Below are 19659 nucleotides of genomic sequence, written 5' to 3'. Positions count from 1 at the left end.
AGAAATGAGTATCAGCCATGGCAAACGATTCGTTACCGGTTTTGAAAAGAATATTTCGCCCAAATTGAAATTTTACGTTTGAGCTGGGAAAAGCCGCCTACCTGCGACTAGTCACCAATCCGTTAGTTCAACCTTGAAGAATTCTCCCGTTTGTCCAACTCGACAAAGGTTTTACGTTTCCTTTGTTTTGCGTTATTCATTCGGCTGGTTAACTACCCGTTCTATTTAGGCGATATGTCCGAATTATCTTTACTTAGTGCTACGAAAAGGGTCCGTTGTATTTCCGACAAGGGAGGCGACGGATTCCAGAACAATGGTGGGGCGGTAGGGATACAGCTCCACGGACGCCGGTGTCGAGATCCCGGTCATGACAAGGATGGTCTGCAAGCCCGCCTCCAGGCCGCACACGATGTCGGTGTCCATCCGGTCGCCGATCATCAAGGTGTTGGCGGAATGAGCGCCGATGGACCGCAATGCTGATCGCATCATGAGGGCATTCGGCTTGCCGACGTAGTACGGGTCGCGCCCTGTGGCTTTGGTGATCAAGGCGGCAACGGAACCGGTGGCAGGTAGCGAGCCGTCCCGCGACGGTCCGGTGGCGTCGGGGTTGGTGGCGATGAACCGCGAGCCTCGCTCGACCAATCTGATCGCGGTGGTAATCGCCTCGAACGAGTAGGTGCGGGTCTCTCCCAGGACGACGTAATCGGGATCGCTGTCCGTCAGAACGTATCCGATGTCGTGCAGCGCCGTGGTCAGGCCCGATTCGCCGACCACATACGCGCTGCCTCCCGGTCGCTGATTTGCGAGGAAGGTGGCGGTCGCCAGCGCTGACGTCCAGATGGACTTCTCCGGAATGTCGAGACCGGAGTTGAGTAGGCGTGCCCGCAAGTCTCGCGGAGTTCTGATCGAGTTGTTGGTCAGCACCATGTACGGGATGTTGTTCGATGCCAGTTCGGCGAGGAACGTGTCCGCTCCCGGCACCAAGTGCTCTTCGTGAACGAGGACTCCGTCCATGTCCATGAGGTAGGTCCACTGGGGTTCATTCGCGGTTGTGGTCATGTCTCAAGTATGTGGGAACCGCGTCCGACGTGGGCGATCAAGCGAGCAGACGCCACAGTCCGATCAGGCCGACGACGACAATCGTGTACCGCAGCGCGGTGGGGGACAGGCGTCGCCCGTAGCGGGCACCGAGTACCCCTCCGCCGAGCGAGCCGACTGCGATCAAACCGGCTGCTGCCCAATTGATCTGGTCGAAAGCCAAGCTGATGTACATCGCCGCCGCGACGATGTTGACGAGCAGTGAGAGCAGGTTCTTCGCGCCGTTCATTCGCTGCAGGGTTTCGGGAAGGATGGCACCCATCACACCGATCAGGAGGATGCCCTGGGCGGCGGTGAAATAGCCGCCGTAGATACCGACTGCAAACGTGCCGGCGGTCAGGAGCATCAACCTCGAGGTCGACAACGTTGTCTCTTCGGTGGAGCGCTTCTTCGCCCAGGCCTGGATGCGTGGTTGGAGAAGGACAAGAGCGAGCGCCAGGATCAGCAATACCGGAACGATCGTCTCGAATAACTTCTCAGGTAGGTGCATCAGCAACCACGAGCCGAGTAGCGCCCCGGACAGCGACGCCGGAATCTGCCACCGAAGCCGGTCCCATTGCCCTGACAATTCGCGTCGGTAACCCCAGGTGCCCGAAACGCCGCCGGCGACCAGGCCGACAGCATTGGACATCGTCGCAGTGACCGGAGGCATACCGAAAGCCACGAGTGTGGGGAACGTGATCAGGGTTCCACTGCCCACCACGGCGTTGATCGCCCCGGCACCGATACCTGCCACGAGAATAAAAAATGCGTCCAGTCCGCTCACTCCGCAGACGGTACTGCAGGGTGATTCGGGGATGAGCGGTGGCTCGGGGCATCGGATACGGCTCATCCATCCAACACTGCATTCGCCGCTTTCGGGAGGCTTGCGATCAGCCTGATTTCAACGCGCATAGATCCCTATTTCCCTTGTCTCGCAGGGAAATACAATATTTGACGACCGTGGATTCAGCGTCTAGTCTTTGCTCACCATCTCGAGCGACCGAGAGACCTGGCTCATCGACGTCGCAGCAACCCCCCGAGTGATCGGGAGCGGGTGCTTTCTGCCAGGACCGATGGAAGGCATCACATGGGCATCACTCGCTGCGCCGGTATTGCTTCGTGCGCCGGTTCGAACGCGTACGCACCGCACCGTCGACGTCACATCGACCTGCGTCGTACCGCGTCGTGTCACTGTCGCTGACCGAAATTCTCGGCACCAGCAATTCGTCGCGCAGTAATCCCATTTTCCGAAAGGTCTATTTTGTGATGTCCACTCCGTCAGACAGTGCGCCGTGAGCGCGCCTACCGAGGTCCGCCCCGAGAAGCCAGTGGCCGAGCCGCAGCTTCCCGACTCGGAGCTTGTTGTTGCCCGCACATGGCATCCGTTCCAATGGGTGGTCAGTGCGATAGTGCTGATCTTGCTGGCCCAGTTCATCCACGGTCTTGTGGTGAATCCCGGCTGGGACTGGCCGACGTTCGCGCAGTACTTCACCGCGAAATCGGTGCTTGCCGCCTTGTGGGTGACGATCAAACTGACCTTGTGGGGAACGATCCTGGGGTTCGGTCTCGGAGTCGTGCTGGCACTTGGCCGACTGTCGAATAATCCGGTTCTGCAGGTGATCGCCTGGACCTATATCTGGGCGTTCCGCTCGATCCCACTGATCGTGCAGTTGCTTTTCTGGTTCAACATCACCTACCTCTACCAAACGCTCTCTCTCGGAATACCGTTCGGGCCGGAGTTCTTCACGTTCCAGACCAGTGGCGTCATCGGCGGATTCACCGCAGCTGTCATCGGTTTGGCGCTGCATCAGGCTGCGTACTCCGCGGAGATCATCCGCTCGGGCATCATCTCGGTGGATCACGGTCAGATCGAAGCCGCTCATTCGCTGGGGATTCCGCGCCGGCGCCAGTTCTTCAAGATCATTCTGCCGCAAGCGATGCGGGCAATTCTTCCCAACGCCGCGAACGAGGTGATCGGACTGTTCAAGGGAACATCCATCGTCTCGACCATGGCAATCGCCGAACTGTTCTACCAAGTACAGGTCATCTTCGGGCGCAACGGACGAGTGGTGCCGCTCCTGATGGTTGCAACACTGTGGTACATCATTCTCACGACGTTACTCTCCATCGGCCAGTACTACGTCGAACGTCATTACGCTCGCGGCTCCGCTAGGGCTCTCCCGCTGACGCCTCTGCAGAAGGCGCGCAACAAATTCAACGAGATTCGTGATGCGCGTCTCGACATTCCGAGAGGCGCGACCCGATGACCGCGGAATTGCTCGAAGACAACGTCTATGCCGTCGAGGCGCGTGGCATCCACAAGTCGTTCGGTGCGCTGGAAGTGCTTGCCGGCGTTGATCTCCTGGTCCGCAAGGGCGAGGTGACCGTTATCCTCGGGCCGTCAGGTTCGGGAAAATCCACGCTGTTGCGCACCCTGAATCACCTCGAGAAGGTCGATCGGGGAACAGTGCGGATCGACGGGGAACTGATCGGATACCGGCGCAAGGGAAATCGGCTACACGAACTGCGCGATCGCGAAATCCTGAAGCAGCGCTCGCACATCGGTTTTGTGTTCCAGAACTTCAACCTGTTTCCCCATCTCACCGCTCTCGAAAATGTAGTGGAAGCCCCGCTGTCGGCACAGAAGCGTGATCGCGACGACGTGTACCGAGAGGCAAGGGCCCTACTCGAACGAGTGGGTGTGGGAGACAAAGCCGATCAGTATCCGCGTCAACTTTCCGGTGGCCAACAGCAGCGTGTTGCCATTGCCCGAGCCCTGGCACTGCGGCCGGCTGTGATTCTCTTCGACGAACCGACGTCGGCACTGGACCCGGAACTGGTTGGTGAAGTTCTCGAAGTTCTTGCCCAGCTTGCCCGTGACGGTGCAACATTGATCATCGTCACGCACGAAGTCGGCTTCGCCCGCGAGGTGGCGGACACCGCAGTCTTCATGGACGGCGGCGTCATCGTCGAACAGGGCCCGCCTTCGCAGGTGATCGACAATCCCGTCCACGAACGGACCAAAGCATTTCTCTCCCGCGTTCTCTGACGCTCAGACACATTTTCCGAAAGGCACACACTGATGTTCTCCCGATCCCGCCGCGCGACTTTCCTGATCTCGGCTCTCGCCACAGTCGGTCTGCTCAGCGCTGCGTGCAGCAGTGCGGACGCAGAGTCCGAGGGTAGCCAGGGCACCGCCGCCGCGGGTTACAACCTCACCGCCGAGCAGAATCGCATCACCACAGCGAAAGTCGATTCCATCGCTGCCGAGCTTCCTGCGGAAATCCGTGACAGCGGCACGCTGCGAGTGACCGGTAGCGCCGGATCCGCTCCGCCGCTTCGCTTCTACGCCGACGATGACAAAACCCTCATCGGTTCCGAAACGGACTTCGCCTACCTGATCGGTGATGTACTCGGGTTGAAGATAGACCTGCAGACGGCTGACTGGGCACAGAACTTCGTCCGGATCGACTCCGGTGAAGCCGACGCGTTCCTCTCCAATGTGACTGTCACAGAGGAGCGTAAGGAGAAGTACGACTTTGCCACCTATCGCCTGGACACCCTCGCATTCGAGGCCAAGAAGGGCGCCGGGGTATCCATCACCGAGCCCAAGGACATTGCCGGTCTGAAGATCGCGGTGGGTTCCGGCACCAATCAGGAAGCGCTGCTGGTCAAGTGGAACGAGCAGAATGTCGCGGCTGGCCTGGCACCAACCGACATCTCGTACTACCAGAACACAACCGACTACTACCTCCCGCTGCAGTCCGGTCGCATCGACGCCTACTTCGGACCGAACCCGTCGTCGCAGTTCCATGCCAAGCAGTCGGGTGAAACCGAGGTGGTCGGTGAGTTCTCCGGTGCGGGTGACACCCTGCAAGGTCAGATCGCTGTGCTGGTGAAGAAGGACAACGGACTGATCAAGGCTATTAACGACGCCATCAACCACACCATCGAGAACGGTACGTACCAGCAGATTCTCGAACGCTGGAACATTACCGGTGAAGCCGTCGACACGTCGCTGATCAACCCGCCCGGTCTTCCGAAGACCAAGTGAGTATCCGTCGATGAGTGAGATAGTCGATGTGATCGTCATCGGCGGAGGGCTTGTCGGGTCCTCCGCCGCGTGGCGGCTCGCGGCGCGCGGGCACAGCGTCGTACAGCTCGAGCAGTTCGCGCCGGGGCACAAGCACGGTGCGTCACACGGCACGTCACGTATTTACCGGCAGGCCTACGACAATCACCTGTACACCGGGCTGGCAGCGTCGGCTCTTCCGCTGTGGCGGGAGTTGGAAACCACAACGGACATCGGGTTTCTGGAACTGACGGGCGCCGTTGATCACGGGCTGCCCGCTGCGGTACTGACCAAGTCGCGGGTACTTGTCGAAGCGGGCATCAAGGGTGAGATCCTCACTCCTGCGCAAGCGTCGGCCCGCTGGCCGGGGCTGCGATTCGACACGACAGTCCTCCATCACCCCGACGCGGGCAGGCTGCACGCGGACCGCGCTGTCGTCGCCCTCGAAGCGGGTTCGCGACTCGAGGGAGCTGACGTCCGCCACGACACGCGCGTCCTGGCAGTTGCCGAGGCGTCGTACGGCGTCGACGTGATCACGGAGCGCGGGACGCTGCGAGGGCGGCACGTCGTTATTGCCGCCGGCGCGTGGACCGCGGAATTGATCGGGCGAAGCGAACTCGGCGCATCGGTCGTGTTGCCGACTTTGCGCACGACGCAAGAACAACCGGCACACTTTGCGCCACTCGATCCGGGAACCGCGTGGCCGAGCTTTGTCCATCATCCCGGTGCAGAGCTGGACACAGCCGGGATCTACGGGCTCGGTTCCGAAGACGGCATCAAGATCGGCGAGCATGCGACGGGGCCGGAGGTGACTCCGCAGACTCGCAGCTACACGCCCGACATCGCAGGCGAACAGCGTCTGGTCGACTATGCCGAAGCGTGGTTGCCGGGTGTCGATTCGACGCAGGTCGAGTCACTGACCTGCCTGTACACCAGCACACCTGACAGCAATTTTGTGATCGACAGGGTCGGTGCGATCACCGTCGCCGCAGGTTTCTCCGGACACGGATTCAAATTCGGGCCGGCGTTGGGTGAGCTGGTGGCTGATCTGGTGGAAGGAAATGCTCTGTCGCCGCAGCAATTCCAGTTAGGGGTGCGGTGAATGCGGCGCAAGGAAACCGAAAGGAAGATCACATGAGTGTCGAGATTGCGGGAATCGGCGGCGTAGAGGTGCGGTCGGTGTCGCAGAACGATCCGCTGGCAGCGCCGCTCATCGCGGAATTGGCGCTGGAATACAGTTCGCGATACGGCGGTACGCGTGACGAGATATTCGAGGATCTCACCACCTATCCGGCCGAGGAATTTGCGCCTCCGCACGGAGCGCTGCTGGTTCTCACGCTCGGCGATCAAGCCATCGCCGGTGGCGCGTTTCGTCAATTCGATTCCACCACTGCCGAACTGAAAAGAATCTGGACGTCGGCTTCCTTTCGTCAGCGTGGCCTCGGAAAGATCGTTGTCCGGGAGTTGGAGTCCGAGATAGCAGCTCGGGGATACCGCAGGGTCTATCTCACAACCGGTCCGCGCCAACCCGAAGCGGTCGCGCTCTACTTGTCCTGTGGCTACGCACCGCTGTACGACACTGCACTTTCACCGCTCGAGGTGGGGATTCATCCATTCGAGAAGAAGCTGCAGGTACGGCATGACTACGACCGGCGGGTATCGGCATGAGCGCGGCGGGGTTCCCGAAAATGTGGCGTAGCCTGCAATTCCTACTGAACGAGTTGACAACTCGCGATCATCTCGTAGACTTGCGAAAGACCATCTCGAGCGACAGAGAGACCTGGCTCAATGAAGTCGCAGCAACCCTTCGTGTCATCGCGTGAGGGTGCTACCGCCAGGATCGATGGAGGAATGAAGTAATGAAGGCAGTTGAAGGCGGTTTCGATACCGCGTGGTCGCGTCGTCACGTAGACCTGTGCCGCACAGCAGGATCGTTCTGTACTCACTGACCATGGCCGCGATGTTTGCCGTCGTAGTTGACCCTGGTCAGTCTCTCGAGGCTCCCGTACGTGGGTAAGCCTGTTTTCTCTTCTCTTCGTAGCTGATTCGTGCTTGCTTGCCCCGTTCTCCGGTGGTGACAAGCGCATTTTTCCGCATGCCTCTTTAGGAGTTCTTGGTGTCTTCACGCTCAATCGGTGCGCGCTCACGCGTCACCGTCGCCGCTGGTATCGGCGCTATTTCGGTTCTCGGCACCGTACTTGCCGGTTGCAGCACCAGCAGCGGCGACACCAGCGCCGACGCCGGGCCGGCCCAGTCAGGTGGAACCCTGCGCTACGGACTCTCGACGGCGCCTACCTGCGCCGACCCCGCACAGGCGGGCACGAATCAGACCGTGTATGTCACTCGTACCGTGGTTGATTCGCTGACCGACCAGGATCCGGAGACGGGTGAGATCACACCGTGGCTGGCAAAGAGTTGGGACATCAGCCCCGATGCAGCAAGCTTCACGTTCACGTTGCGCGACGATGTCACGTTCAGTGACGGTACGCCGGTGACGGCCGAGTCGGTCAAGAAGAACTTCGACGTGGTCAAGGATCTGGGCCCGAACGCCTCACTGGCAAAGAGCTACCTGTCCTCGTACACGGGCACCGAGGTCGTCGACGCCCACACCGCCAAGATCAATTTCTCCGGTCCCAATGTTCAGTTCCTGCAGGCAACTTCGACCCCGCAGCTCGGCATTCTGGCGGACTCGACCACGGCACTACCGTCGGAGCAGCGTTGCGCCGGGACAGCCGTTGTCGGATCCGGCCCGTTCGTCTACACGGATTGGCAGCAGGATCGATCGGTCGCGATCGAGAAGCGCGCCGGGTACAACTGGGCCTCGGATGTGACCGGCCACCAGGGGGAGGCGTATCTGGACGGCGTCAACTTCACGGTTGTGCCGGAGTCGGGAGTGCGTGCGGGCAGCGTCGCATCCGGCCAACTGGACGCGGTCAGTGACGCGTTGACGCAGGACGCTCCGCAGATCGAAGCGGCAGGCGGGCGAATTCTCACCCGGCCCAATCCTGGTGTGAGCTTCTTCTTCCAGCCCAACGTGAGCCGCGGTGTTCTTGCCGATCAGGCTGTGCGCCAGGCAATCATCCCCGCCATCAATCGGCAGGAACTTGTCGACACGGTGCTGGATCCGTCGTTCTTCCCGGCGACGAGCCCACTTGCGCACACCACTCCGCTCTATGCCGATCAATCAGGTGTCGTGACCTATGACGCTGACAAAGCGGAAAGGCTACTCGATGCGGCAGGGTGGAAGGCCGGTTCAGACGGAGTGCGTGAGAAGGACGGCCAGAAACTGACTTTCGCGATTTCCTTCAGCCCGGCGTTCGCCGGCAACCAGGCAATCCTCGAGCTGGTTCAGCAGCAGCTGCGGAAGGTGGGTGTGGATGCGAAGCTCAACCTGCTGTCCAACGGGGAACTCACCGAGAAGCAGACTTCGGGTGACTACGATGCTGTGTACTACAACGCCACTCGTGCAGATGCGGACATTCTTCGGGCGTCATTCGGCATCGACGGTCGAAACCTCAACAAGCGCACCGCCGATCCGGAACTCGACAAGGTTTTGACGGAGCAGCTCGCAACCACCGACACGGCGGCACGCGGTGAATTGGTCGCTCAGGCACAGGAACTGATCATCGATCGTGGACTCTCGATTCCGACGATCGAACTGTCGCAGGCAGTCGGCGCCGGAGCCTCGGTGCAGGATCTGAAGTTCGAGGCCTCCTCACGTCTGCAGTTCTACGACGCATGGTTGTCGGGTAAGTAAGTCATGACGCGATACGTACTCGCCCGACTGGGGCAGGCTGCGCTGGTCCTCTGGGCAGCGTTCACCATCTCGTTCGTTATTCTGTTCCTCCTGCCGAGTGATCCGGTCAGCATGGCTGCGGAGTCGGCAGGACAGGGTGTGGCGGTGGATCAGGCTGCACTCGAACAGCTTCGAGCGCGATACGGCCTGGACCAGTCGGTGTGGGCGCAGTACTGGACTTCGTTGACCAATGCGCTGCGCGGTGATTTCGGCACGTCGATCTCCACCGGTCAGTCGGTGACGGATGCGATCTTCTCGGCGCTGCCGAGCACGTTGGTGCTGGCAACCACGGGTTTGGTTCTTGCCGTGTTGTTCGGAGTGTCGATCGCGTTCTTTGCTACCTACACCCGTAAGCGCTGGCTCGCGAACCTGCTGTTCTCACTGCCTCCTCTCGGGGTGGCGGTGCCTACCTTCTGGGTGGGTCTGATTCTGCTGCAGCTTTTCTCGTTCCGGTTGCACATCTTCCCCGCATTCGGAGACAAGGGATTCGCGACGGTTATTCTCCCGGCGATCACCCTGGCGATCCCGACTGGCGCCGTGATCGCGCAGGTACTCACGACCAGCCTGCAGTCGACGCTGCGTTCGCCACACGTGGAGACCGCGTACGCCAAGGGTGCAAGCCGGTGGCGCGTGCAGACCCGTCATGCGTTGCGACTCGCGAGCATTCCGGCATTCACCATTGCCGGTGTGCTGGTCGGAACTCTGCTGGCCGGTTCGGTGGTCGTCGAAACGGTGTTCTCCCGCGCCGGAGTCGGGCGTCTGACTCAGACGTCGGTGATGGCGCAGGACACTCCGGTAGTCCAAGGCGTGGTTGTCTTTGCATCCTTGGCATTTGTGCTCGTCAACCTGGCGGTCGATCTCTTCTATCCGTTGATCGACCCACGCATTATCTCGGCCAAGACGTCCGACACCGGGAAGTCACAGTCCGAAAGCTCGACAGATCTGGAGCCGGCGCATGTCTGACACGTTGATCGAACCACTCTTGCTCGATCCGATACCGGAGGCGAAGTCGTCGGCTACCACGCATCGGACAACTTCGGTGATCCGACGGATCAGTAAGCCGGGTCTGCTGATTCCGGTGCTGATCGTGGCTCTGGCCATAGGCTTTGCCGTGGCCCCTGGCGTATTTGCCAGTGGCGACCCGTTATCCGGCGTGCCGGCCGACAAGTTGCAGGGACCGAGCCTGGCGCACTGGTTCGGAACGGACAACCTGGGACGAGATCTCTACACACGATTTGTGCACGGCGCTGCGCTGTCCCTGACCGCGACTCTCGTGGCCGTCGGTCTCGCGTTGATCGTCGGATCGTTGATCGGGCTGATTGCAGGATTTGTCGGTGGGGTTGTCGACGCAGTGCTGATGCGCATCGTCGATGTTCTGCTCTCGATTCCAGCCTTGCTGTTGTCGCTGGCACTGGTCACGGCGCTGGGTTTCGGCACCATCAACGTCGCGATCGCAGTGGGTGTGGCGATGGTCGCGAACTTTGCCAGGGTGATGCGTGCCGAGGTGATGCGGGTACGCAGCGCTGCGTACGTCGAGGCGGCTTTCGGTTCGGGAGTGCAGTGGCTCGGAGTTCTGCGCCGCCATATCCTGCCCAACTCGTACGCGCCCGTGATCGCATTGTCTGCGGTCGAATTCGGGCAGGCAGTACTTGCGGTGTCCGCGTTGAGTTTCCTTGGCTTCGGAGCCGTGCCGCCCACCCCGGAATGGGGATCGCTGGTATCCGAGGGACGGAACTTCCTCGCCAATGCCTGGTGGATGACAACACTTCCCGGCCTCGCCATTGTTGCCGTGGTCATCTCGGCGCATCGCATCGGACACGAGATCGAAAGGAGCAACCGGCGATGAGCACAACGCAGGATCAGTTGCTTTCCGTTACCGACCTACAGATCTCCTACGGAGCCGCACCCGCGGTACGCGGCGTGAGTTTCACGGTCGGCCGTGGTGAAGTTGTTGCAGTAGTGGGCGAATCGGGCTCCGGAAAGTCCACAACAGCGCACGCGATTCTCGGACTGCTCTCCGGCAGCGGACACGTCACCGGGGGCAACGTCGAGTTCGAGGGCGAACGTATCGACGACTACTCGGACCGGGCCTGGCAGAAAATCCGTGGTGCACGTATCGGTTTGGTGCCGCAGGACCCCACAACGTCGCTCAATCCGGTAACCCGGATCGGTGATCAGGTTGCCGAAGTCCTCCGTATTCACGGCCTGGCCGACCGACGGAAAGCGCGGTTCGACGCCATCGAGGTGCTCGCGCGCGCAGGAATCGATCGTCCGGAGATCCGAGCACGGCAGTACCCACACGAACTCTCCGGCGGTATGCGGCAACGAGTTCTGATCGGCATCGCGCTGGTCGCGAACCCGGCACTGATCATTGCCGACGAGCCCACCAGCGCCCTGGACGTCACGGTCCAACGACGGATCCTCGACCACTTGGACGAGCGGATCGCCGAATCCGGTGCCGCAGTTCTCCTCATCACACACGACCTGGGAGTGGCCGCCGATCGCGCGGATCGGATTCTGGTGATGCACGACGGTCGGATCGTCGAATCCGGGCCCACCGAAACGATTCTGGGAAATCCTCGACACGACTACACGAAGAAATTGCTGAGTTCGGCGCCGAGCCTGTCATCAGGACCCATCGATCGTCCGGTCCGAGCGCACGCAGCTCCGTTGCTGACTCTGGCGGGAATCACCAAGCGCTTCACCGTCGGACGAGGCAGTGCTATCACCGCGGTCAACGATGTGTCGCTGACCGTACCGCGTGGACAGACAGTGTCGTTGGTGGGGGAGTCCGGGTCCGGGAAATCCACGACGGCGCGCATCGCAGTGCGGTTGGAGCAGGCGGATTCGGGAACCATCACCTTCGACGGCGCGGATATCAGCAAGGTCAAGGGCAGCGATCTGCGTGAACTACGCCGCAAGATCCAACTCGTCTACCAGAACCCGTACGCATCCCTCGATCCCAAGCTCTCGATAGTCGACATCGTGGCGGAACCGTTGCGTGCCTTCAAAGTCGGCACTCGAATTCAGCAGCAGGCCCGCGCCGCGGAACTACTCGACCAGGTTGCCCTGCCCGGGCAGTTCGGCAGCCGCAGACCTGCCGAACTGTCCGGCGGGCAGCGGCAGCGTGTGGCGATTGCGCGAGCACTCGCACTGAAGCCCGATCTGCTTGTCCTCGACGAACCGGTATCCGCCCTGGACGTTTCGGTGCAGGCACAGATTCTGGCGCTCCTCGACGAGTTGCAACGCGAACTCGGATTGACGTACCTCTTCATCTCGCACGATCTGGCAGTAGTGCGGCAGATCAGCGACATCGTCGGTGTCATGCAATCCGGCCAGCTGGTCGAAATCGGCACTACCGCAGAAATATTCGACAATCCCCGCCACGACTACACCCGAACACTGCTCGGTGCCATCCCCGGGCGGGACCACGCAGCCGGAAAGGCCGAACATGTCCGAGCATAATTCCGCAGCATTTCTGATCGGCCTCGAATTCGAGGGCACCGGTGTGCACCCCTATTCGTGGCGCCGCGAGGATTCGCGGGCCGAAGAAGTGTTCACCTCGTCCTACTGGGTGGACCTGGTGACCGCCGCCGACCGGGCAGGCGTAGACCTGGCCTTCTTCCCGGATTCGTTTGCCCTGCAGACCCAGGGGCAGCATGCAACGCGTGGTCGACTGGAAGCAGTTGCCACAGCTGCCCGATTGAGCGGCGTGACCTCGCGGATCGGGTTGGTTCCCACCGCGACCGTCACCCACACCGAACCGTTCCACATCTCGAAAGCGATCGCGAGTATCGACTTCTCGTCTTCGGGCCGGGCGGGTTGGCAGGTAGAGGTATCCGACACTGACGCGGCTGCATCGCTGTTCGGCCGAAAGGCCGTGCAGAGCGAACAATCGCTGTGGGAGGAAGCATCGGAGGCCGTCGAGGTGGTCAACCGCCTATGGGACAGCTGGGAGGACGACGCCGAGATCAGAGATGTGCCGACCGGACGATTCATCGACCGGGACAAGCTGCACTACATAGATTTCGAGGGCAAGAATTTTTCGGTCAAGGGGCCGTCCATCACGCCGCGCTCACCGCAGGGACAACCGCTGATCGTGGTGGACGCGAGCAAGCCGCAGGCGCGGGAGTTGGCAACCGAGCGAGCCGATCTCATCCGCATCTCCGCCGCCGACCTGGGTGAGGCGCAGGCCACCGCCCGGCTGGTCCACGACAAAGCCGCGGAGAACGGCCGTACCGTTCGGGTTCTGCTCGACGTCGATGTTCTGCTCGGTGCCGATCGCGGGGCAGCGGACGACGCCCTCGCCGAACTCGAAGAGTGGGCAGGAGTGCCGTACACGCCGCACTCGGTGTTCTACCGCGGCGACGCCGGCGGACTGACCACGCTGCTTCGCGAGATCAGTGGTTCGGCCGGGCTGGACGGAGTGGTGCTGCGACCGTTGGCCCTGGCAGCCGGGGCAGCGAAGATCACCGCCGATGTACTGCCCGCGTTCAATCCGAGGCCGAACCTCGCCCCGACGCTGCGGGAGCGGCTGGGTCTGGGACTCCCCGTCAATCAGTTTGCGTAGCGGCGAGAAAAGAACAGGAAATTCGATGACACAGAACAAGATTCGTAAGCAAGTTCATCTGGGTGCTCACTTCCCCGGTGTGAACAACACCACCGTATGGGCTGATCCGGCCTCGAAGAGTCAGATCGAGTTCAGCTCGTTCGAGCATCTTGCACGCAGTGCCGAACGCGGCCTGTTCGACTTCTTCTTCCTCGCCGAGGGGCTGCGACTGCGCGAACATCAGGGCAAAATTCACGATCTCGACGTGGTCGGCCGCCCGGACACCTTCAGCATTCTCAACGCGATTGCCGGTGTGACAACACATCTCGGATTGGCCGGAACAATCAACACCACCTTCAACGAACCGTACGAGTTGGCCAAACAGTTCTCCACGCTCGATCATCTCTCGGACGGCCGGGCAGCCTGGAATCTGGTCACCTCGTCGGACGCTTTCACCGGTGAGAACTTCCGCCGCGGTGGATATCTGGAACACTCGCAGCGATACGCCCGCGCCAACGAATTGGTCGACGCGGTGCGGACACTGTGGGACAGTTGGAGTGTCACTCGCCCGCTCGTCGACCGTGAGCGCGGAATCTTTGCCACCGACCAGCAGGTCGGCCAGTTCTCGCACACCGGCGAACAATTCGACATCTCCGGACGATTCGAAGTACCTCGAAGCCCGCAAGGTCACCCAGTTCTCCTGCAGGCAGGTGACTCCGATGAAGGCCGAGAATTCGGGGCAGCCAAAGCCGACGCCATCTTCACCGGCCACGGAACGCTCGAAGCCGGAAAGGCTTTCTACGCGGACGTGAAGGGGCGCCTCGCCAAGTACGGACGGACGCATGCCGACCTCAAAATTCTCCCCGCCGCCACCTTTGTCCTCGGTGACAACGCGGCTGACGCCCAGGAGAAGGCGTATCATGTTCGGAGGCAGCAGGTCGGACCGCAGACCGCTATCGCCTTCCTCGAACAAGTCTGGGGCCGAGACCTTTCCGAGTACGACGCCGACGGCCCGCTGCCGAAGGAAGACCCGACGGACGACGTCAACATCACCCGTGGACGCGTCCGTCACGTCAAGGATCCCCGCGCCGTTGCGGACCAGTGGCGAGCAAAGGCCGAAGCGGAAAACCTCAGCATCCGAGAACTGATCATCGATGTGACTGCCCGTCAACAGTTTGTGGGCAGCGCAGCGGAGGTGGCTGCCGAGATCGACAGCTACGTCCAGGGTGACGCGAGTGACGGATTCATCCTCGTCCCCCATCTCACGCCGGCGGGTCTCGACGAGTTCATCGACACCGTTGTACCCGAGTTGCAGGACCGCGGCAGTTTCCGCACGGAGTACGAAGGAACAACTCTGCGCAGCCACCTCGGGTTGCGTCATCCCCACGAGCAGGCCGAAGGAGTTCGCGCATCATGACCGTCACCGAGACCAGAGACACTACCTTTGTCGACGAATGGACTGCGTGGCATGCGTTGCGCGACGCCACCTTTGCCGAGCCGCTCGGTTGGCTGAGCCTGACCGCCCTGCACTGGCTGGTGGACACCGATTCCACTTTCTCGGACCTACCGGGTGCATGGCGGGCCGACGCAGATGCTGTTGTCGTCACCGCGAGGCCGGCAGACGACCTCTCGATCGACGGTGTTGCCGTGGACGGTTCGGTCACCCTGACACCCGTCGAAGGCGCGCCGGGATTGATCGTGAACCAGGGGCCCCGTCGAGTCGAGGTCATCCGCCGCACCGGTGAGGTCGCTCTGCGCATTCACGATCCGCTTGCACCGGCTCTGGCGCAGTTCAGCGGTATCCCGACCTTCGATCCGAATCCGCAGTGGCGCATCGACGCTGTCTTCACCGCTTTCAACGAGGCTCGAACAGTGACGACGGGCGCCGTCGTCGAGAGGCTCGAACATCACCACGATGCGCGCGGAACAATCAGTTTCGAGTACGACGGTGAAACTCGGACTCTGATTGCGTTCGCCGGCAAAGACGACGGCTTTCACATTCTGTTCACCGATGCGACCAGCGGGGTGACCACCTATCCGGCAGCGCGTTCGCTGCACGTAAGCCCACCAGTGCCCGGTGGTGCGGTAGTCCTCGATTTCAATCGTGCGTCGAATCTGCCGTGTGCCTTCACCGATTACGCGACGTGCCCCGTAGCCCCCGCGGAGAATCGCCTTCCGTTTGCGGTCGAAGCCGGCGAGAAGATTCCGGAAGTGCATTGACATGACGGTGCCGCTGTCAGTTCTGGACCTGTCGCCGATCAGCGAGGGCAGTACGGCGCGAGACGCGCTGCGAAACTCGCTGGACCTCGCGCGATCTGCCGAATCCTGGGGGTACAAGAGGTACTGGGTTGCCGAGCACCATTTTGTCGGCGTCGCGAGCTCGTCCCCGGCAGTACTCGTCGGGCTGATTGCTGCTGCCACCAACACTATTCGCGTCGGGTCCGCTGCCGTGCTGCTGGGTAACAACACGGCAGCCGAGGTGGTGGAGGCATTCGGTACCGTCGACGCGTTGTACCCGGGCCGGATCGATCTGGGTATCGGCCGCAGCGGCCAACGGCGGGTGGAAGCGCTTCGAGCCGTTGCCGCCGGCAAGACCGTGCCTGGTGCACCGAGGGAGACAGTGGTGCGTGAGGGTGTTGTGATCCCGGCGCCGTTCGATATTTCCGGACTGCTCACGTCACCGCGTCTGCAGGCGTCGCTGGAGGCCTTGGCATTTCCCGGGGCACAGGCCCCCGAGTTCGAGGAGCACGTCGGCGAGATCCTGGCCCTGTTGAACGGCACCCACCGCACCCGTGACGGCATCGAATTGCACGCGAGTCCTGGCGAAGGCGCCGACGTCGAGGTGTGGGTGTTCGGCAGCAGTGCCGGGCCGAGTGCGGAGCTCGCGGGCAAGCTGGGGTTGCCGTTCGGTGCGAATTACCATGTGGCGCCGTCGAGCACACTCGAAGCGGTGCAGGCTTACCGCGCCGCGTTCCGTCCTTCTGACACGCTGGCGGAGCCGTATGTCGTGGTCTCTGCGGATGTCGTCGCGGCGGAGGACGACGCCACAGCGCGGGAGTTGGCGTCCACCTTCGGGCATTGGGCGCACAGCATTCGCAGCGGTGCCGGTGCAATTCCGTACCCGGATCCCGCGACTGCGCTCCCGTTGCCCGAGCGCGACCGCGCCTTGGTGGAGGACAGGCTGATCACTCAGTTCGTCGGCTCGCCCAGCACTGTTGCCGATCGGCTCGAGCGTCTGCAGAAGCTGACCGGTGCAGACGAATTGGTGATCACCGGCGTTACTCATAGGCATGAGGACCGACTGCGCTCGTACCAGTTGTTGGCCAGGGAGTGGGGACTGCCCGCACTGCTGGCGGCGTGAGTGCGGCGAGTGAGCATAGGTTTCGGCAAGTGAGCAGCCCCTCCTGCAGACGGGAAGGGTTGCTCACTGCGCAGAACCTATGTCAGCTCTTCAGCAAGCCCGACTCCTACGCTCCGATCGCCCCCGCGATCATCGGCCAGGACGCGCGCATGTCCGCTTCGAAGAGCCCCCACGTGTGGGTGCCCTCGGGGCGGTAGCTGAATGTGGCCGGTATGCCGAGTTGTGCGAACCGCCCCTGCAGCGCCGCGGTACACAGTTGAGTGATCCCTTCGAGCGCGCTGCCGGGAATGACTCCGGCAATCGCGGGGATCGAGTTGATGCCGTCCACCGGTCCGGGGATACCGTTACCCGTGGCGATGAAGAGCTGTGTGCCGCGGAGCTTTTCGGCGTTGACCAACGGGTCGTGGGCAGCCCACTGCGGTCCGCCCGGCCGGCCCCACATGTTGTGGACGTTGCCGCGTCCGAGAACTTCCACCATGGATCGAACTGCCATCTGCCCCAGCCCGTCGACGGTTCGAGGGCAACCACTGTACGAACCGACAGCGCGGTACAGCCCCGGCGCTTGAATGGCGAGGTCCAGTACCGGCCCGCCGGCCATCGACACTCCGCCGAGAGCGTTCACCCCGGTTGTGTTGTAGCGAGAGTTCACCGCCGCGGGGAGTTCCTGCGTCAGGTACGTCTGCCATTTGTTGCGGCCGAGCGCCGGGTCGTCGGCATTCCAGTCGGTGTACATGCTGTACTTGCCGCCGATCGGCATCACCACGTTGACGTGTTTGTCGTCGAAGAAATCGCGAACCCCGGTGTTGTTGAACCACGAGATCCCGTCTTCGCCGCCGCCGACCCCGGTCAAGAGGTAGAACGTGGGCGCTGGGCCACCGCCGGCGGGGGAGATGACGTCGTTGCTGATCCACCGGTCCATGGACGGTGAATAGACGTCGAACCTCGTGACCGTGGACTGTGCCGACGCAGTAGGGGCGGTCAGGCTCAGAAAGCCTGCGACCATTACCGCCGCCATCGTGAGATGGATACCGAAGTGTTTCCCGAATCGCGTCACGATCACGTCTCCCCACGTTTGATGCTGACGGTTGCTGCTCGTCCCGGCGAATTGTGTATACCAACAGTGGCACAATGCGAAGCAGAGTAACGAATGTCCGTTATTCAGCTGGATGAGTGGTGAAGGGCGGTCTCGTGGGTGCACAACCGGATCGTCCTGCGCCCGATCTTGTGCGTCTGGGCTTCGGATTGGCGTCGATCACGCTTGCCGCGGCCCGGCGAGCGGCGACTGCCGTGTTGGACTCCGTTCCCCGGATTCCGATCGTCGGAGAGCCGCTGGACCACGCAGTTGTTCAGGTGAGTGCCCTCGGTAACGACGCAATCGCCTCTACCACCGCGTTTGCCGACACAACCTTGCGGACGGTGATCAAGGCCGTGGTGGCAGCGGCGCTGGACGAAGTCGACATCACCAAGATCGTCATCGACAACGTCGACCTCGACACTATTGCCGAAACCATCGACGTCGACAGGATCGCCGAACGTGTGTCGCTGGAACCGATCATCGATCGCATCGACGTGGACGACATTGCGCGGCGATTGGATGTCGAAGCAGTGATCAATCGGCTCGACCTCGACGGCATCGTCGATTCCGTCGACATCGAACGGCAGATCTACCGGGTTGATCTGGTGAAGATCGCGGACCAGGTCATCGAGGGCGTGGATCTGCCACAGATCATCCGCGAGTCCACTGGGTCGTTGTCCACCGAAGCGGTCCAGGGTGCCCGCGTGCAGGGGATGCAGGCAGACGACGCCGTTGCGGATTTTGTCGGTCGACTCTTCGGACGCGAGAAGACCGACAGGACCGACAGGACCGACAAGACCGACAAGACCGACAAGACCGACAAGAACAACGAGAACGCAGGGCAGGAGTAGTGGCGACATCCCGGAATTCGGGTCCCGCCGGAATTGTGACCCGCGGTATCGCCGGAGCGATCGACCTGGGTGTTGTACTCGTTCTGATGGGCGGTGGATACCTCGCGGTGGCCTTTGTGCGACTGCTGTTCTCGCCGCAGACGTTCACGTTCTCCCAGCCCGGGATCTTCCTGTCCACGACGGCATTCATCACGGTCTCGACTGTGTATCTGACGGTGTGCTGGGCGACCACCGGCCGAACTGTCGGCAATGTGGTCATGGGCTTGCGGGTCATCACGTCGGGGCATCGGCTGGTTCGCTGGCCGCTGGCACTTGTCCGGGCCGTGCTGTGTGTGCTTTTTGCCTTCGGCCTCGGCTGGGCGGTCATCGATCGGCGTCGGCGCTCGTTGCAGGACATCGTGCTGCGGACGGCGGTGGTGTACGACTGGCGTCAAGATCCGGACATCGTCGTTACCCACGGAGTGGAGCACTCGTGACCGAACCCAATAGACCGGACGAACGATTCACCCTCGCCAGCGAGCGAACCTTCCTGGCGTGGATGCGAAGTTCGTTGGCGCTGTTGGCCGGTGGGATCGCGATAGTGCAGTTGGTTCCGGGGTGGAGTACCGGGTGGGTGCGCACCACGCTCGGTCTTGTCCTGATTGTGTTGGCGGCGGCAGCCGCACTGGTGGGGATGCGTCGGTGGTTGCAGGTGAAGAAGGCGCTCGAAGACGGAGCCCCGATGCCGGAACCGCACGCGCTCTGGCTGTTTGCCCTGGCACTGGCCGCCGTGGCGGTTGCGGCCGGAGTGGCAACGGTGGTTACGAGCCTCGCCCGCTGATCCACACGTAGAAGTCCTGGAGTGGCCTGGATAGTGTGCAGAGAAGGCGATTTAC

The 19659-nt window shown here is 61.9% G+C and carries 20 protein-coding genes and 1 riboswitch; of the genes, 17 read left to right on the top strand and 3 right to left on the bottom strand.

Going from position 1 to position 19659, the window contains the following annotated elements:
• Positions 1–249: 249 nt before the first annotated feature.
• Together CJ178_RS12530 and CJ178_RS12525 are read right to left on the bottom strand one after the other, a co-directional pair.
• Entirely contained in the window at positions 250–1059 is an 810-nt protein-coding gene (locus tag CJ178_RS12530) for an HAD-IIA family hydrolase (protein ID WP_033235637.1), read from the bottom strand.
• A 37-nt stretch (positions 1060–1096) separates the two neighbouring features.
• On the bottom strand, positions 1097–1864 hold the full coding sequence (locus CJ178_RS12525; RefSeq protein ID WP_045064058.1) for a sulfite exporter TauE/SafE family protein: 768 nt from the start codon (positions 1862–1864) through the stop codon (positions 1097–1099).
• 508 nt (positions 1865–2372) lie between these two features.
• On the opposite strand from CJ178_RS12525, the gene CJ178_RS12515 reads away from it, so the two are divergent.
• The 14 genes from CJ178_RS12515 to CJ178_RS12455 all read left to right on the top strand — a co-directional run bounded on the left by CJ178_RS12515 (position 2373) and on the right by CJ178_RS12455 (position 16858).
• Positions 2373–3347 carry an amino acid ABC transporter permease gene (locus CJ178_RS12515; RefSeq protein WP_095886802.1) on the top strand — a complete coding sequence of 325 codons (975 nt, stop codon included), beginning with the start codon at positions 2373–2375 and terminating at the stop codon, positions 3345–3347.
• The gene (locus tag CJ178_RS12510; protein WP_033235633.1) at positions 3344–4129 is read left to right on the top strand and encodes an amino acid ABC transporter ATP-binding protein; all 786 of its coding nucleotides are present in this window, start codon (positions 3344–3346) and stop codon (positions 4127–4129) included. Before CJ178_RS12515 ends, CJ178_RS12510 begins: the two co-directional genes overlap by 4 nt.
• A gap of 33 nt (positions 4130–4162) precedes the next feature.
• Positions 4163–5134, top strand: coding sequence for an ABC transporter substrate-binding protein (locus tag CJ178_RS12505; protein WP_033235632.1), 972 nt, complete (start codon positions 4163–4165; stop codon positions 5132–5134).
• A gap of 10 nt (positions 5135–5144) precedes the next feature.
• Entirely contained in the window at positions 5145–6254 is a 1110-nt protein-coding gene (locus CJ178_RS12500; RefSeq protein ID WP_095886801.1) for an FAD-dependent oxidoreductase, read from the top strand.
• A gap of 32 nt (positions 6255–6286) precedes the next feature.
• On the top strand, positions 6287–6820 hold the full coding sequence (locus CJ178_RS12495) for a GNAT family N-acetyltransferase (RefSeq protein ID WP_033235630.1): 534 nt from the start codon (positions 6287–6289) through the stop codon (positions 6818–6820).
• 87 nt (positions 6821–6907) lie between these two features.
• Positions 6908–7002, top strand: a riboswitch (SAM riboswitch).
• 9 nt (positions 7003–7011) lie between these two features.
• Positions 7012–7101 (top strand): putative leader peptide, encoded by a 90-nt coding sequence (locus tag CJ178_RS33710; protein ID WP_317823110.1) that lies wholly within the window; start codon positions 7012–7014, stop codon positions 7099–7101.
• Positions 7102–7268: 167 nt separating this feature from the next.
• Positions 7269–8909 carry an ABC transporter substrate-binding protein gene (locus tag CJ178_RS12490; protein WP_095886800.1) on the top strand — a complete coding sequence of 547 codons (1641 nt, stop codon included), beginning with the start codon at positions 7269–7271 and terminating at the stop codon, positions 8907–8909.
• A gap of 3 nt (positions 8910–8912) precedes the next feature.
• The gene (locus CJ178_RS12485; protein ID WP_033235628.1) at positions 8913–9911 is read left to right on the top strand and encodes an ABC transporter permease; all 999 of its coding nucleotides are present in this window, start codon (positions 8913–8915) and stop codon (positions 9909–9911) included.
• Entirely contained in the window at positions 9904–10794 is an 891-nt protein-coding gene (locus CJ178_RS12480) for an ABC transporter permease (protein ID WP_095886799.1), read from the top strand. The genes CJ178_RS12485 and CJ178_RS12480 overlap by 8 nt, the downstream gene beginning before the upstream one ends.
• Positions 10791–12413 carry a dipeptide ABC transporter ATP-binding protein gene (locus CJ178_RS12475; RefSeq protein ID WP_095886798.1) on the top strand — a complete coding sequence of 541 codons (1623 nt, stop codon included), beginning with the start codon at positions 10791–10793 and terminating at the stop codon, positions 12411–12413. Before CJ178_RS12480 ends, CJ178_RS12475 begins: the two co-directional genes overlap by 4 nt.
• Positions 12400–13518, top strand: coding sequence for an LLM class flavin-dependent oxidoreductase (locus CJ178_RS12470; RefSeq protein WP_095886797.1), 1119 nt, complete (start codon positions 12400–12402; stop codon positions 13516–13518). Before CJ178_RS12475 ends, CJ178_RS12470 begins: the two co-directional genes overlap by 14 nt.
• A 25-nt stretch (positions 13519–13543) precedes the next feature.
• A complete protein-coding gene (locus CJ178_RS12465; RefSeq protein ID WP_095886796.1) occupies positions 13544–14914 on the top strand; it encodes an NtaA/DmoA family FMN-dependent monooxygenase in 1371 nt (456 codons plus the stop codon).
• Positions 14911–15717: a DUF1684 domain-containing protein gene (locus tag CJ178_RS12460; RefSeq protein ID WP_095886795.1), complete on the top strand. Its 807-nt coding sequence runs from the start codon at positions 14911–14913 to the stop codon at positions 15715–15717. Before CJ178_RS12465 ends, CJ178_RS12460 begins: the two co-directional genes overlap by 4 nt.
• Position 15718: 1 nt before the next feature.
• Positions 15719–16858 carry an LLM class flavin-dependent oxidoreductase gene (locus CJ178_RS12455; protein WP_095886794.1) on the top strand — a complete coding sequence of 380 codons (1140 nt, stop codon included), beginning with the start codon at positions 15719–15721 and terminating at the stop codon, positions 16856–16858.
• Between the two features lie 106 nt (positions 16859–16964).
• On the opposite strand, the gene CJ178_RS12450 is transcribed toward CJ178_RS12455, so the two are convergent.
• Positions 16965–17873, bottom strand: a complete 909-nt coding sequence (locus tag CJ178_RS12450; RefSeq protein ID WP_095887951.1) for an alpha/beta hydrolase — start codon at positions 17871–17873, stop codon at positions 16965–16967.
• 173 nt (positions 17874–18046) lie between these two features.
• Between CJ178_RS12450 and CJ178_RS12445 the strand changes: the two genes are divergently transcribed.
• From CJ178_RS12445 to CJ178_RS12435, 3 genes are read left to right on the top strand one after another with little or no spacing between them, the layout of a single operon-like run.
• Entirely contained in the window at positions 18047–18784 is a 738-nt protein-coding gene (locus CJ178_RS12445) for a hypothetical protein (protein WP_257013112.1), read from the top strand.
• Positions 18784–19260 carry an RDD family protein gene (locus tag CJ178_RS12440; protein WP_095886793.1) on the top strand — a complete coding sequence of 159 codons (477 nt, stop codon included), beginning with the start codon at positions 18784–18786 and terminating at the stop codon, positions 19258–19260. Before CJ178_RS12445 ends, CJ178_RS12440 begins: the two co-directional genes overlap by 1 nt.
• The gene (locus tag CJ178_RS12435) at positions 19257–19604 is read left to right on the top strand and encodes a YidH family protein (protein ID WP_033235620.1); all 348 of its coding nucleotides are present in this window, start codon (positions 19257–19259) and stop codon (positions 19602–19604) included. The genes CJ178_RS12440 and CJ178_RS12435 overlap by 4 nt, the downstream gene beginning before the upstream one ends.
• The last annotated feature ends 55 nt before the right edge of the window (positions 19605–19659 follow it).

Origin of the sequence: Rhodococcus sp. ACPA4 (assembly GCF_002300185.1) — a bacterium.
Taxonomy (GTDB): domain Bacteria; phylum Actinomycetota; class Actinomycetes; order Mycobacteriales; family Mycobacteriaceae; genus Rhodococcus_F; species Rhodococcus_F globerula.
This window is presented reverse-complemented; position numbering and strand designations above follow the sequence as displayed.

Coding starts and splice junctions, on each gene's coding strand:
- CJ178_RS12530 (WP_033235637.1), bottom strand. CDS start 1,059: ATGACCACAACCGCGAATGAACCCCAGTGGACCTACCTCATGGACATG.
- CJ178_RS12510 (WP_033235633.1), top strand. CDS start 3,344: ATGACCGCGGAATTGCTCGAAGACAACGTCTATGCCGTCGAGGCGCGT.
- CJ178_RS12505 (WP_033235632.1), top strand. CDS start 4,163: ATGTTCTCCCGATCCCGCCGCGCGACTTTCCTGATCTCGGCTCTCGCC.
- CJ178_RS12500 (WP_095886801.1), top strand. CDS start 5,145: ATGAGTGAGATAGTCGATGTGATCGTCATCGGCGGAGGGCTTGTCGGG.
- CJ178_RS12495 (WP_033235630.1), top strand. CDS start 6,287: ATGAGTGTCGAGATTGCGGGAATCGGCGGCGTAGAGGTGCGGTCGGTG.
- CJ178_RS33710 (WP_317823110.1), top strand. CDS start 7,012: ATGAAGGCAGTTGAAGGCGGTTTCGATACCGCGTGGTCGCGTCGTCAC.
- CJ178_RS12485 (WP_033235628.1), top strand. CDS start 8,913: ATGACGCGATACGTACTCGCCCGACTGGGGCAGGCTGCGCTGGTCCTC.
- CJ178_RS12480 (WP_095886799.1), top strand. CDS start 9,904: ATGTCTGACACGTTGATCGAACCACTCTTGCTCGATCCGATACCGGAG.
- CJ178_RS12475 (WP_095886798.1), top strand. CDS start 10,791: ATGAGCACAACGCAGGATCAGTTGCTTTCCGTTACCGACCTACAGATC.
- CJ178_RS12470 (WP_095886797.1), top strand. CDS start 12,400: ATGTCCGAGCATAATTCCGCAGCATTTCTGATCGGCCTCGAATTCGAG.
- CJ178_RS12465 (WP_095886796.1), top strand. CDS start 13,544: ATGACACAGAACAAGATTCGTAAGCAAGTTCATCTGGGTGCTCACTTC.
- CJ178_RS12460 (WP_095886795.1), top strand. CDS start 14,911: ATGACCGTCACCGAGACCAGAGACACTACCTTTGTCGACGAATGGACT.
- CJ178_RS12455 (WP_095886794.1), top strand. CDS start 15,719: ATGACGGTGCCGCTGTCAGTTCTGGACCTGTCGCCGATCAGCGAGGGC.
- CJ178_RS12450 (WP_095887951.1), bottom strand. CDS start 17,873: ATGGCGGCGGTAATGGTCGCAGGCTTTCTGAGCCTGACCGCCCCTACT.